The following is a 13,816-nucleotide window of genomic DNA, read 5'->3' on the forward strand; positions in this document are numbered from 1 at the left end:
AAAGTTGAGTTTATATATCTACCTTTATATTTCTAAGGATATTGTCTCCTATTTTTTGGTAAAACACCTCTGGTCTGAAAGGTTTGGTAATTAGGTCATTACATCCGGCCTCAAAAAAGTCTTCTGTACTTTCATCCAAAGAGATTGCCGTAAGTGCAATGATAGGCACCTTTTTATTAAACTTTCTAATTTCCTGGGTAGTTTTAATTCCTGATATGCCAGGCATGTGTATATCCATCAAAATGGCATTGTATATTGGTTTTTTAGCGCGTTCTATGGCCTCATAACCATCATTTGCTATATCACAGGTCATTCCTTTTTTCGCCAACATCTTTTTGGTAATCACCTGATTAATTTTATTATCTTCTACTAGCAGTAAATGAAGGTTTTCAAAAAACTGATCGTCCACATCAATTTTAGTTTCCACAGGTGGAACTTCTTCGCTTCCAGTTGCGGTATCAAACCTAATATTAAACATAAAAGTACTCCCCTTACCTATCTCACTTTCCAGCTCAATTTCCGAATCAAAAAGGCTCAATAGGCTCTTAACTATAGTAAGACCAAGACCCGTTCCTCCATATTTTCTATTTATCTGTACAGATCCCTGAGCAAAGCTTTCAAATATAGTAGCTTGCATTTCTTTAGAGATACCAATACCGTTATCTCTAACTTTAAAGTAGATAGAAGCATTATCTTCATTACTATCAACAAGTTCTGCTATTACTGTGATCTGCCCCTTTTGTGTAAATTTAGAAGCATTGCCAATAAGATTGATAAGTATTTGAGATAACTTTAATGGATCTCCTAAAAGTTCAGTAGGAATATCTTCATCTATTTCTAATCGGATTACATTTTGATTTTCCTTAGCGGTTTGATATAATGAATCTACCACATCCTTAAGCACTTTTCTGATATTAAGAGGTACTTTTTGTACTGTAAGTTTCTTAGCCTCTATTTTGTTTATCTGTAAGATATCATTGATGAAGTTCAATAAATATTCCCCTGAAAATTTCAAAGACTTTAGATGCTCTTTCTGACTTTCACTGGGGTTCTCTTCCAAGAGTAAATGCGTGAGACCTGTAACCGCATATAAAGGGGTTCTAAGTTCATGACTTACGGTAGATAGAAACTGTGCTTTTGCCTGCATTGCCTTTTCTGCTTCTTCTTTTGCTGTTTCCAGTTCAAGATTCTTTTTTAGAAGCAGATCATTTGTTTTGAATTTTATCTGATTATTGCGATATAAGGAAATAGTTAAAAGTGAAATTATAATAAGTAAGGCAGAGCTTAAAACAGAAGTAAGTTTAGACATATTAACCCTTTCTTCTTGCTCCTTGGCATCCCGACCTAGTTGATCCAATGCTCTTTCAAAATAATCTTGAGCATTTTTATCAAGGGGTTCTTCTAAATATATTTCTTTCTCTTTTTTTTCGAGTACCTCCTTTACTCTGTTAAAATCAACAAGATATGCATAGGCTTTTTCATAGTCTCCCATTTTACTGGAGATTTCATGCAAAATATGATATATTTCTTGTTGAAGTTTTGGGAAATCATTATTTATGGCCCCACTAAGTGCTTTTTTTCCATTAATCATTGCCTCTTCTAATAGCCCTCTTTTACTATCAATAGAAGCAAGATAAATTAAAATTTTCGTGTTTATATATTCTGGCTCCCAACCTCCTTGCACTGGTAATAACTTTCGAAAAACAAGCAAAGATTTTTCGTAATCTTGTCTTTGGTAGTGAATGGCTCCCTCATAGTAAGAGAGCATGCTTTGTAAATTTATTTTCTTAGATCTTATCAGTGTTTCAGATTCGCGCAAAAGCTGTAGTGCTTCAATATATTGTTTTTGATTGGCCAGTATGACTGAATTTAAAGCATTACTCGTAGCTTCTCCTGCCGGATATTCATACCCTTTAGAAGTTATTTCGTTAACTTTAAGAAAGTGCTCTGAATTTTCAATTCTTCCAAATTCAATATTGATCAGCGCAAATAAATTATTGCAGTCAATAATGAGATTTTTTTTGTTTACACGTTTATCTGCAAGAGCATGTAACTCATTAACAGTGGCTATAGCTTGACGATAATTAGCTTTATTTTTGTAGTAATACGCCCTTCTAAAAAGATCATTAATGCTATCTTCTAGCGCACCTTTTCCCTGCCCAAAAGAAAATCCGGCAAAAACCAAAGCCAATAAAAGACAGGTTAGGTATCGATTCATAGGCAGTTATTAATCTGTAAATATAATTATTTCTTATGAATGTAATTGATTAAATCAATAATTCTACTACTGTAACCAGTTTCATTGTCATACCAGCCAATAATCTTTACCATCTTTCCTATCACAGAGGTCATAAGTGCATCGAATGTACAGGAATAGTCGGAGTTAATAACATCTACAGAAACTATAGGATCTTCTGTATACGCCAAAACACCTTTTAAATCTCCTTGTGCTGCTTCTTTAAAAGCACTATTAATTGCTTCAATGCTGGTTTTATTCTTCACATTAAAAGTGATATCTGTTAGTGATCCATCCGGCACAGGAACCCTAATCCCACAGCCTCCAATAGTATCGCCTAGATGAGGAAAAATTTTAGTAAGTGCTTTAGCCGCTCCTGTTGTAGTAGGCACTATAGATAGCGAAGCTGCTCTCGCCCTTCTTAAATCCCTGTGTGGCTGATCATGCAAGCTTTGATCTGTAGTATAAGAATGTACTGTTGTAATGTAAGCCTGCTCAATACCACATAATTCATCCATAATTTTGATCATAGGTGCCGCATTATTAGTAGTACATGATGCATTTGATATTATTTTTTCAGAACCATCTAGTATATGCTCATTTACTCCCATCACCACGGTTTTAATCTGATCATCTAAGGGCGGAACGGATAGTATTACTTTCTTAGCACCTGTTTCTAAATGAGGAAGTAACGCCTCATAACTTTTAAACTTACCTGTAGCTTCAACAACAATGTCTATACCGCACGAATTCCATTGAATCTGAGAAGGTTTTTCACCATTATAAATTGGAATTTCTTTACCATTAACCACCAAATTATTTCCCCGATGAGATACGGCTGCATTTAAAACTCCATGAATACTATCGTATTTTAACAGATGACTTAAAGTTGCCGCGTCTGCTAGATCATTAATAGCAACTACCTCAATTTGAGAATGATTTAGCAGCAATCTAAAGAGTGTCCTTCCAATTCTGCCAAAACCATTAATGGCAATAGTTGTTTTTTGCATATTTTAGGTTAAATCCCTTATGGTAGCTATTAAATATTGGCTTATTGAATATGTTTATGTGCTTTATAAGAAGATCTAACGAGCGCACCACTTTCTACATGTCTAAAACCCATTTCAAGCCCTAACTGCTCATACTTTTTAAATTGATCTGGAGTTATAAACTGTTTCACCGGCAGATGTTTTTTAGAAGGTTGAAGGTATTGACCAATAGTCACAATATCAACATTGGATTTTCTGAGATCCCTCATGGTTTCTATAACCTCTTCCTCCCTTTCACCAAGACCAAGCATGATTCCAGATTTGGTTCGCTTTATACCGTTGTCTTTCAAATATTTTAAAACAGCTAGACTTCTCTCATATTTTGCTTGAATACGTACTTCTCTAGTTAGTCTACGAACTGTTTCCATATTGTGTGAAACTACTTCTGGAGCAACTTCTATTATACGATCTATGTTGCGTTCTACTCCTTGAAAGTCAGGGATTAATGTTTCCAAAGTAGTCTCTGGATTCATTCTTCTAATCGCCTTTACAGTCTCTGCCCAGATTATGGATCCCATATCTTTTAGATCATCGCGATCTACAGAGGTAACCACCGCATGTTTAATATTCATAATCTTGATTGAGCGGGCTACTTTTTCTGGTTCTTCCCAGTCTACTGTTTCCGGTCTTCCTGTCTTTACTCCACAGAAACCGCAAGAACGGGTACATATATTACCAAGAATCATGAATGTTGCTGTACCCTCACTCCAACATTCTCCCATATTAGGGCAACTCCCTGAAGTACAAATGGTATGCAAGTTATATTTATCTACAAGCCCTCTAAGTTCTGTATATTTTTTACCCGTAGGTAATTTTACACGTAGCCATTTTGGTTTTCCTTTTGGAGGAGCAACGCTCTCTAAAGTATCTGCGCTCATGATGCAATTTTGAGACAAAGATACAAACTAATCTTTGAAAATTTCTTTTACAATGTTAAGAGATACCAAATACTAAATCCAGATAAAAACAGTATTCCTGTAATACTTAAAATTCGCATAAACAGGCCAGGATGATGTTCTTTAGGAGTATGTTTTGAAGTAATTAATATATAATTGGCAATGGCGTAAAAAGGAGCGGTTACAAAAGATAGAATCGTAGCAATTTCTATCAATAATTTCATTTCAGAGAGAAAGAAAATAAAAATTACGCTGGTGCCTATACTCAACACTAAAATCCAGAATAAATATCCAGTAAATTTAGAATTAGGATAGAGCAGTTTGGAGGTATGAGCCATTGCTCTTGGAGAGGCATCTAAGGTAGTAATTGTAGTACTAAACATAGTGGTGAAAGCAGCTAATGCTATTACTACATATGCCCAGTCACCCATATTAACAGTATACATGGTGATAAGCTGTGCTGCAAAAGTAGAAGCACCACTTCCAAAAGCTTCTCCAGAACCATGCATTATAAAAGCCCCCAAACTTAAAAAACAAACTCCTAAAACAAGGGTTCCCACATACCCTACATTAAAGTCTTGTAATCCTGCCTTAGATTTATATGAAGTAAGTGTTTTTTTCTTTTCAAGTGCCCAAAGTGAATGCCATATAGAGATATCCAAGGGTGCCGGCATCCAACCCATAAACGCAATTAAAAAAGCAACTTCTGCGGTGCCTTGAGGAAAAACTTGTGTTAATGTAAGCGCTGGCCTTTGGTTACCAGAAGCTAGAAAAACAGCCAAAATAGTGCTAATTGCTAATGTAACAATAACATATTTTATCAATTGATCTAAAACTTTGTACTTTCCTAACAAAAGAATAATAAGACAAACAAAAACTATTAAAACGCTCCAGACAATCACGTTATCAAAGATTCCAAAAAGCTGAGACGCAAGACCGGCGGTCACTATCGTAACAGCAGTTTGAATAGTAAACATAGTAGCCATGGTGATTATTAGGTAGGCAATTAGAAAACCTTTTCCTAATTTTTTATACCCGTCTAACAAATTTTCACCCGTTGCCAATGCATATTTTGGTCCGTATTGAAAGAATGGATACTTAAAAATATTTACTAAAAACAGCGCCCATAATAATCCAAATCCAAAATCTGCACCCGCCCTGGTACTTTGAACTAGATGAGAAACACCAATTGCAGCTCCTGCAAAAAGCAAGCCTGGTCCTAATTTTTTAAATAAGCTCTTCATTCTTGAGTGCCTTGTATGACTTCCAAAAGTAATTTTTTAGCTCGCAACAACTTAACCTTTACACTATTTAAGGGTTCATTAAGTTCTTTTGCTATTTCTTTATAAGACAACTCTTGAAAATACCTAAGGTTTATAACTTTCTGATAGGGTTCTTTTAATCTTTTTATACATTTCAGAAGATGGGCAAGGTTTTGTTCCCGAATTAGTTGGTCTTCTCCGCTAGGAGTCTCATCTGCCACCTTGAATAATGCTTTATCTTCTGCCTTTAATGCCTGATCTATGATATTAGATTTCCTTTTTCTCTGAAGGTCTATTTGAACATTTTTTGAAATGGCAATAAGCCAGGTCTTGAATTCGTACTGAGAATCGTAGGTACCTATTTTGTCAAAAGCCTTGGAGAATGTTTGTATAGTAATATCTTCTGCGTCGTTTTCACTTTGCGTTCTCTTAAGTTGAAAACCATAAACATTATTCCAAAAATAATCCAATAAAAAACTGAATGACTTTTGATCTCCTTCTTTCGCTTTTTCTATTGCTTGATTGATAAGTTGGGACGTTACTTCCAATGGGTTGGTTTTGATAAGCTATTTGTTATAAAAATAGCAAATTGAATTGTAATAAGAAATACTTCTAGTATTGGAGTCAACCACCAGATAGATATATCTCCTAATATTTTAAAAGCTTGCTTATAAAATATAATTTTAATAAAAATTAAAGCAACTGCTATACTGATAGTCCAAACTGGTTTTACAAAAAAAGCCAATAATAAAATTAACGTGAACCAAAACAATAGTTTAGACAAATAATAGGTTCCTAAAAGCAGTTTATGAGATAATTTATAGTAAGAAGCCGTAGACACATGTCTTCTTTTTTGTTTAAACCAATCTTTAAAAGTTCTTTTAGGAACTGAAATCATGAAACTTTCTGGATTTGTACAAATAGTAGCGTTCCCTTTTGTTGCCGCTTGATTTACAAATAGGTCATCATCTCCACTTAATAGTTTCATATGATTTATAAATCCCTTGGCTTTAAAAAATTCACTTTTATGATATGCCAAGTTTCTGCCTACACCCATATATGGTATTCCTATATCTGCATAAGACAAATACTGTAATCCTGTTAGCATAGTTTCAAATCTAACGAGCATATTTACCAGTGAATTCTTAATGCGCTCATAAGGGCTATATCCTAATATAATGGTTTTATCGGCACTAAAACAATTGACCATTTCAATAATCCAATTAGCACTACTAGGCTTACAATCGGCATCTGTAAAAAGCAAATAATCATTTGTAGTAGCTTTAATTCCAAGGGTCAAGGCATATTTTTTATTGCCCCAAAAAGTCTCATTATTTGAAACATTTACAACTTTCACGTTGGAATTCAATGCGGCAAATTCTTCCATTACATCCAGCGTCTCATCTGAGGAAGCGTCATTAATCAACACTACTTCAAAAAGTTTATAATTCTGATTTAGAATATGGGGAAGATTGTTTTTCAAATTCTGTGCTTCATTTTTAGCACATATAACCACAGAAACGGGTACAGACTCTTTAGTAAGAGGTTTGTTTTTGTCTATACCTCTAAAAGATACCTTTCTAAAAATAAAAATAAAATAAAACAACTGAATTACAGCCGCCGAGACGAATACGTAAAACAAGAGGTTGGCTATCAAAACCCTCTAATTATGTTGCGGATTGGGTTTACGACAATCTTGTTCATCTGGTAACTTACCACAAAAACTACAAGCTTCTCCCTCTTTATTAAGAAACGGACTTTGACTGGCGCAGGTTCCTGCAAATTTACCATCTTTTTTAGCCCAAATTTTTATAGCAATACCTGCAAAAGCTAAGCCTAGCAATACAATGGTTATCAAAAATAATTTCATCTTACTTTTAAAAATTTGTACAAAAATACAAAAACTTAGCCCTTTTAGGACTAAGTTTTTAATAAGATTATATTTTTTAAAATTTTACTCGAAAGAAATATTTGCCACCGTGTTTTCTACAGTTGCATGGTCATTACCTCCTTTTGGTTCTATTGTTATGTTAAAACTTTTGGCATTCTCATTGAAAGGCACAGGCACAAACTTTTCTTTGTCTTTTTGCAAAACCCCCAGACTTACCATTTCACCATTTACATCGGCCCACATTTGGTATACTTGCTCCTCTGGTAACTCAGGTAAAGATTGCACGTTAATGAGTGATAGCTTTTCTACCTGATTAATGTATGCAACGGTTTGCAGTTTGCGAGCTCTTTCATTTCCTTTTAAAACATACTTTCGTGTTTCAGGATTGCTTAACATTATAAACTGATTCTTAATCCCATCAAGTTTCATATTAGTGGCTACTACATCCTCCTTAAGGCTTAAGATTTCAGAACTCACCATATTATTTTCTTCTAGTAACATGTTATTCTGAGACCATAGTGTAATACTCACTGCAGCAAATATTACCGCGGCAACGCTAGCAGCCATAAAGTAAATACGGTATAAAGATTTACCCGTTGATTTACGAGGTATGTTTGCCAACAACTCTTCTTTAAAACTATCTGGAAGCTTTGTGGCATAGGAGCCTGCAAATTGCTCTAAATCATTTTGAAGAAGATCATACTGCTTTTTAACTTCCGGATGTTTATCTATAAAATGTTCTACTTGAATAGATTCTTGCGAAGTCGTATCTCCCATAAGATACCTCTCTAGCAAATCATCTTCAAGAAATATTTTTATATCCTGTTTCATAATTTCTAATAATTAAACCTAAATAATGCATTAAACATCATAAATTTTTCTCAATTCTCTTAACCCAATTTTGAGGCGCGACTTAACAGTTCCTAGCGGCATATCTAAAGCCTCGCTAGCTTCTTGTTGTGTCATACCCTTGAAAAACAAGGCTTCCAGAACTATTTGATACTTTTTTTCTAGAGTATTAATATGCTTCTGAACATCTATATGTTCTGGTTTAATATCATCTACTCCTACACTATATACGTTTGAAACTTCAAATTGGATTTCCTGTTCTGATTTTACACTAATACTTCTTATTTTATCAATAGCAGTATTTCGGGTTATTCTAAATAACCAAGTAAATAATTTTGCCTTAGAAGCATCATACTTATCTATTTTTTTCCAAACCTTTATCAGACTTTCTTGAAGTACGTCTTTTGCCAAATCTTCGTCATTAGTAACTTTTAAAGCTACTCCAAATAAAGTTTCTCCATAATAATCATAAAGTAAAGACATTCCTTTTTCGTCCCCTTCCATAAGAAGCTCTATGATATGTTTTTCTAATAATTTCGCCATATAAAAATGTTAACAAAACTTTAAGACTTTCATTCCGTCCAAAATAAAAATCCAATACGTAAATATAGTAGGTGTTAACTTTTGAGATTCAAATTTATTAATTAATATATCAAAAATCTTAAAAACCGTAAAATAAAAGGTTTTCTGAGTTTTGCAAAACACCTAACACGATCTGGAAAACATTTTGATACTTAGAAAAGATAGTAATAAATCATTAGAATGAATGATTTTTTAAAATATGACCTATGTATGGTTAAAAAGTTCGCTGTAAGGCAACTCTTGTTGTCATTAATTACAGTGGAAAAGGGAGGCTAGGTTATTATAGTTTATAACATGAAATAAATTTGTGTTACCGAGATAACTATAATAACTTTTGGTTAGTTAAGTTTGGGATGGAATCCTCACTGGTGTACACATCAGTGGGGATTTCTTTATTTGAGGGCACAAGATGTGCATTTACAACTAACTCAACTTCTTTATAAGGCATTTCCAAAAGATCATTAATCCATGCAGATGCATCCAAATAGGTATCATAATAATTTACTACGTTCTGCTTTAATAATTTGATTTTTTCTTCGTCAATAATCAACACTTCGTCAATTTTATTTTTCAAATCTTCTACTCCCTTATAAACAATACAATTATACCCATGCTTTAATGGAGGATGAAAATATTCGGGATATTCAAGTATAGGTATAGCGCCTACCGCCATAGCTTCTATTACATTGTGGCACATAGGCATTCTGGAACCAGAACATGCAAGAAAAAAATCTGCCTTCGCCAAGGTTGGCAACCAATTTTTAAAAGGTACTTTTAAATGAGAGGATTGTACTAAAAGTAATTTGTTTAAATAAGCACCTGAACACGCTAAGGTTTTGTCATTTTTTACAGAGATTACCTGACTCTCTAAAAGATTCTCTATTAAATAGCTTATAGCCAGAAATCTATTTGTCTTTGCAAACTTATCCTTTAAAATAGATCTTGAATATTCCTTTTCATCAGTATTTCCTGCAAAAATAATTTTGAAAGAAGTATCTTTTTCTCTCAATTTGTAAATACTATCTAAATAATTTTCAGCATACATCATCGGATGCATTAAATAAGGCATAAGAAACGTAGTAGAACTTTCTGCGGGTATTTCATCCTTAAAGCAAAGATGTACCCGCTTTTCAAAACTTCCGTTTTGAATGTGAATTACATTAGCTCTCTCTTGTTTTTTAGTATCAAGACCTTCTGATACGATCTTAAAAGAAAGTTTTAGTAATAGTGATTTGTATTTTACAAGTCTGGATAATAAACCGTAATTCTTTCGGATTAAAACAGGGAATCCTGCTAAATGAAAACTCTTAATTAGTAGATATGTATAACGACCGGAATCAAAATGCCAAACAGGACCTTTAAGATTAAAATATGCGTACTTACTTTTTAACCCTTTTTCAACTTTTTGCAAAGAGATGCTTCGGCGTGTTTTCAATAAATCCAGATAACGCCTGTAACTTTTAAGGTTAATGTAATTAAGGCAATATTTAAATACGATATCAAAATTGATCATAACATGACAAATCCCCCTGATTCTTTCATTAAAACCACAAATACTTTTACTCCTGAAAAATCAGGTTACAAAGGTACATGAAAATTTATCTGTGAACCCTATGGATATCGCAAATACTGACACCTTTTATATTACAATTCTTAAAAACAGTGAGCACTACTCTTTAATTCCAGGTAGATTTTCAGGAATTTCTTCTTGCCACTCTATTTTAGTTGCTTTCTGTTTATTAGGATATACCTCATCTAGATTATCTGTATTATATATCACCCCATTTTTAATCACCAATTCAAGACTATTGGTGTTTCTTATATCATCTAATGGGTTTTCATTCAATATAATTATATCGGCTATTTTACCAGATTCAATAGAGCCTAAATCTTTGTCAAGACCTAAAGCCTCTGCGCCTAAAATAGTAGCCACTTTGAGCGCATTCATAGTTGATAACCCTCCACTGCTATTTGCCCACAATTCCCAATGATACCCTAAACCTTGTAATTGACCGTGACTGCCAATACCGGCAAGACCTCCAGCTTTTACCAAATCATTCACAAATTCTGCATGCCTTGGAAATACATGCTCTTCTTTCATAAACCATGAACCACGACGTCTTGATTTTCCCGCAAGCTCGTCATAAGGAGTAAAGTAACGAAGCTTTTTATCATGATAAGGTTGTTCTGTGGCATAAAAGTATTCTTCTGCCCAAGGCCCTCCATAAGAAACTAATAAGGTAGAAGTTACTGCCATCTTTGCTTCCGCAATCGTATTTACTACATCTGTGTAGATAGGATAAATAGGCAACGAATGTTCATGACCTGGATATCCGTCTAAAAGCTGCGTCATATTAAGTTTAAAATCAAGTCCACCCTCTGTAGTTGGCATCAACCCTAATTCCTTAGCGGCCATAATTATCCATTGCCTTTGTTGTCTATTCCCTACAAGATACATTTTAATACTTTTGGTATGATAATACGCACTATATTGTTTTAATACCTCTTTGGCATGTGCTAGACTTTTTATTTTATAAGACCAATATCCTACTCCTGGGCCTGTGCTATAAATACGTGGCCCAGGCATCATTCCTGCATCTACCATATCTGCATAGGTAAGCACATCTGTTGTTCCAGTTTGAGGATCTCTGGTAGTAGTTACCCCATAAGCTAAATTAGCCGCGTACATCCATACTTGATTTTTATGAATTCCCCAATTAGGCCACATATGCGCATGGGTATCTACAAACCCTGGAAGAATTGTTTTGGTACTTACATCCATTATCTCTGCTTCTTCTGGCATGGTGAAACTCCCAGAAGCACCCACTTTTTTAATACGATTATTCTCTATCAAAATATCGCCTTGTTCATAAACTTCTTCGCCTTTCATGGTAATAATGCGAGCGCCTTTTAACACTAATAATCCTTTAGGCATTAATCTTTTATAACGAACTGAAATTTTGAATTCCTCAGGATAAAATCTCAGATCTTCTTTTTCCTTTTCATCAGCAAGCGTATCTTTTTCTTTTTTCTTAAACTTTTCTAGTTGGGTTATGCTATCCTTAAAGCTGTTAGCTTTCTTTAAGTCATATACAAAATGACTCGCCCCTAAAGACCAGTGTATCTTATCTGATGTAGCTGCCCAAACTGGAAACTCACCTCCTAAAATAGTTAACTTTTCTGCTGGAAAAGATGCTTTCTCTAGATTGGCCACTGATATTTCCGGAGTCTTCCCAAATCTTGGCAAAACCATCGTATAAATTTCATTATTTATTTTGGCAAGGGCACGAGTTGCATCTGGAGAAATTAAAATTTCTGAAGGTTTTGAAGCTTTTTTATTTTCTCGCCATGCATCTTCTAACTGCGGGAGTGCAGCATGTGCTGCATCATTATGTCTTATTCCAAAAATATCTGAGGAGCCATAGGTGGTTATTCCGGTTACTTTTAGATGTTCTTTCTCATCTGTACCATCCCACCTAATGGATACAAGTCCTTTTTCTGGATGGTTTAAATATATACGATCTTGTTCTTTTGTGAAATGCGGATTACTCCTTGAGTTTGCATCCGCAATTTTGACAACTTCACCTCCTCTGCTTGAAATCCATGCTATCTCTTCTTTTGTTCCCGGCTTAAACGGATCAATTGCATCTTTATAGGTTTGTGCTGCTCCTTTTGTAAATACAATACGGTTTGATTGGTAAGACCAGGCAGGGTCTGTATACAACCCTGGTTCCGATGTTAGTTTTACTACTTTTGTTTTTCCCTTTACATTCAGTTTATACAAATGTCCTCCGGAAGCATTCCAAGTAGTAAAAACCAAAGAACTTCCGTCTGGTGACCAAGCTGGCTGTGCCTCGGTAAAATCATGATTCGTCATTCTTCTGGGGGTTCCATCTGGCAAATTCATTACATACAATCTATTCAATGCAGTAAATGCCAGCTGGGTTCCATCTGGAGAGGGAACAGCATCTCTTATTTGCGTCACAGTGGCTTCGGTTTTGTCTTCAATTGGATATTTGAAATTGAGCATGGGGCCTAAATCCAAATTTACCGCTGCAGTAAAAGGAAGTGCTTCGGCTTTTTTATCTGCTACCGTAACGGCGTGAATTTTACCCCCGTAAGAAAGGATTAATTTTTGACTATCCGGAGTAAAAGACATGGCTGGCAAAACTCCCAGAGGAGCTATAGATTCTTGATCGTCACGTTGCACAGGATAGGCAAGCCACTCTTCTTTGCCGGTTTTTAAATTTCTCAATATTAATCCGGTTTCAGTTTCATATCTGGTACCATACACCAACCATTTACCATCTGGCGAAGGAGTTGGGGTAAAAGCGGAACCATAGCGAGAAGTGATTGTATTTAGAGTTCCATCTTCTCTATTATAGACACCTATTTGGTATTGTGGAAGTTGTGCATTGTAATTCCACGCATTATTTCTCTTTGAAAAATAAATTAGATTCCCGTTGGCACTAAACGCAGGATCTGTCATTTTAAGATTTTTGGGTTCTTTTAACAACTGTGCGCCTTTGCCACCCTCTTCATGAATCAAATGCAATTTAATGTTCCTACGCCCTTTCGCCACTACTAAATAAGCTCCATCAGGACTCCAATCTGCGGCGAAATAGTTTTGATTTTTATCTTTAGTCAGTTGCTTTGCTTCCTTGTTTGTGAGATCCATGGTCCAAACATTATCTGAGCCACTTTTATCTGAGATAAAAACAATTTTAGCCCCATTAGGTGAAAACCTTGGATGAACATCGTAGGGTAAACCTTCAGTTAACCGTTCTGCCATACCGCCATCAATAGGCATCAGGTAGATATCGCCCATAAGGTCAAAAACAATTTGAGTCCCATCTGGACTTACATCCAGTGAAATCCAAGTGCCAGAATCCGTTGAAAATGAAACCGTACGCTCCGGTTCTAGTGGAAGTTCTTTAGTAGCCTTCTTAAGGCTGTCGGCAATTTGCTTTTTTGTTTCTTCCTGTGCATTTAAAGAAAATAAAGAAGTCAATAAGGTGATGGTGAAGAGACCAAACTTTTTCATAAAAAAG

The 13,816-nt window shown here is 34.9% G+C and carries 11 protein-coding genes; all 11 read right to left on the minus strand.

Features of this window, described 5'->3' with window-relative positions:
* Window positions 1–10: 10 nt before the first annotated feature.
* Window positions 11–2,218, minus strand: a complete 2,208-nt coding sequence (locus tag WBG07_RS15810) for a tetratricopeptide repeat-containing hybrid sensor histidine kinase/response regulator (RefSeq protein WP_340202620.1) — start codon at window positions 2,216–2,218, stop codon at window positions 11–13.
* A 26-nt stretch (window positions 2,219–2,244) separates the two neighbouring features.
* The gene (gap, locus tag WBG07_RS15815) at window positions 2,245–3,246 is read right to left on the minus strand and encodes a type I glyceraldehyde-3-phosphate dehydrogenase (RefSeq protein WP_340202622.1); all 1,002 of its coding nucleotides are present in this window, start codon (window positions 3,244–3,246) and stop codon (window positions 2,245–2,247) included.
* A gap of 41 nt (window positions 3,247–3,287) precedes the next feature.
* Complete coding sequence (gene lipA, locus WBG07_RS15820; protein WP_340202624.1) at window positions 3,288–4,163, minus strand: lipoyl synthase; 876 nt, start codon at window positions 4,161–4,163, stop codon at window positions 3,288–3,290.
* 47 nt (window positions 4,164–4,210) lie between these two features.
* Window positions 4,211–5,425: an Nramp family divalent metal transporter gene (locus tag WBG07_RS15825; RefSeq protein WP_340202625.1), complete on the minus strand. Its 1,215-nt coding sequence runs from the start codon at window positions 5,423–5,425 to the stop codon at window positions 4,211–4,213.
* Complete coding sequence (locus WBG07_RS15830; RefSeq protein ID WP_340202626.1) at window positions 5,422–5,991, minus strand: RNA polymerase sigma factor; 570 nt, start codon at window positions 5,989–5,991, stop codon at window positions 5,422–5,424. The genes WBG07_RS15825 and WBG07_RS15830 overlap by 4 nt, the downstream gene beginning before the upstream one ends.
* The gene (locus tag WBG07_RS15835; protein ID WP_340202628.1) at window positions 5,982–7,085 is read right to left on the minus strand and encodes a glycosyltransferase; all 1,104 of its coding nucleotides are present in this window, start codon (window positions 7,083–7,085) and stop codon (window positions 5,982–5,984) included. The genes WBG07_RS15830 and WBG07_RS15835 overlap by 10 nt, the downstream gene beginning before the upstream one ends.
* A 21-nt stretch (window positions 7,086–7,106) precedes the next feature.
* Window positions 7,107–7,313: a membrane or secreted protein gene (locus WBG07_RS15840; RefSeq protein ID WP_340202629.1), complete on the minus strand. Its 207-nt coding sequence runs from the start codon at window positions 7,311–7,313 to the stop codon at window positions 7,107–7,109.
* An 84-nt stretch (window positions 7,314–7,397) separates the two neighbouring features.
* Window positions 7,398–8,165, minus strand: a complete 768-nt coding sequence (locus WBG07_RS15845) for an anti-sigma factor domain-containing protein (RefSeq protein WP_340202630.1) — start codon at window positions 8,163–8,165, stop codon at window positions 7,398–7,400.
* 30 nt (window positions 8,166–8,195) lie between these two features.
* Window positions 8,196–8,726 carry an RNA polymerase sigma factor gene (locus tag WBG07_RS15850; protein ID WP_340202632.1) on the minus strand — a complete coding sequence of 177 codons (531 nt, stop codon included), beginning with the start codon at window positions 8,724–8,726 and terminating at the stop codon, window positions 8,196–8,198.
* Between the two features lie 361 nt (window positions 8,727–9,087).
* On the minus strand, window positions 9,088–10,200 hold the full coding sequence (locus WBG07_RS15855) for a glycosyltransferase (protein WP_340202634.1): 1,113 nt from the start codon (window positions 10,198–10,200) through the stop codon (window positions 9,088–9,090).
* Between the two features lie 234 nt (window positions 10,201–10,434).
* A complete protein-coding gene (locus WBG07_RS15860; protein ID WP_340202636.1) occupies window positions 10,435–13,809 on the minus strand; it encodes an amidohydrolase family protein in 3,375 nt (1,124 codons plus the stop codon).
* Window positions 13,810–13,816: the final 7 nt, after the last annotated feature.

Origin of the sequence: Ascidiimonas meishanensis (assembly GCF_037782385.1) — a bacterium.
GTDB lineage: Bacteria > Bacteroidota > Bacteroidia > Flavobacteriales > Flavobacteriaceae > Ascidiimonas > Ascidiimonas meishanensis.

Bases quoted from the DNA above. Each gene is read 5' to 3' on its own strand.
- gap (WP_340202622.1), bottom strand. From the start codon at position 3,246: ATGCAAAAAACAACTATTGCCATTAATGGTTTTGGCAGAATTGGAAGG.
- WBG07_RS15850 (WP_340202632.1), bottom strand. From the start codon at position 8,726: ATGGCGAAATTATTAGAAAAACATATCATAGAGCTTCTTATGGAAGGG.
- WBG07_RS15825 (WP_340202625.1), bottom strand. From the start codon at position 5,425: ATGAAGAGCTTATTTAAAAAATTAGGACCAGGCTTGCTTTTTGCAGGA.
- WBG07_RS15860 (WP_340202636.1), bottom strand. From the start codon at position 13,809: ATGAAAAAGTTTGGTCTCTTCACCATCACCTTATTGACTTCTTTATTT.
- WBG07_RS15810 (WP_340202620.1), bottom strand. From the start codon at position 2,218: ATGAATCGATACCTAACCTGTCTTTTATTGGCTTTGGTTTTTGCCGGA.
- WBG07_RS15840 (WP_340202629.1), bottom strand. From the start codon at position 7,313: ATGAAATTATTTTTGATAACCATTGTATTGCTAGGCTTAGCTTTTGCA.
- WBG07_RS15845 (WP_340202630.1), bottom strand. From the start codon at position 8,165: ATGAAACAGGATATAAAAATATTTCTTGAAGATGATTTGCTAGAGAGG.
- lipA (WP_340202624.1), bottom strand. From the start codon at position 4,163: ATGAGCGCAGATACTTTAGAGAGCGTTGCTCCTCCAAAAGGAAAACCA.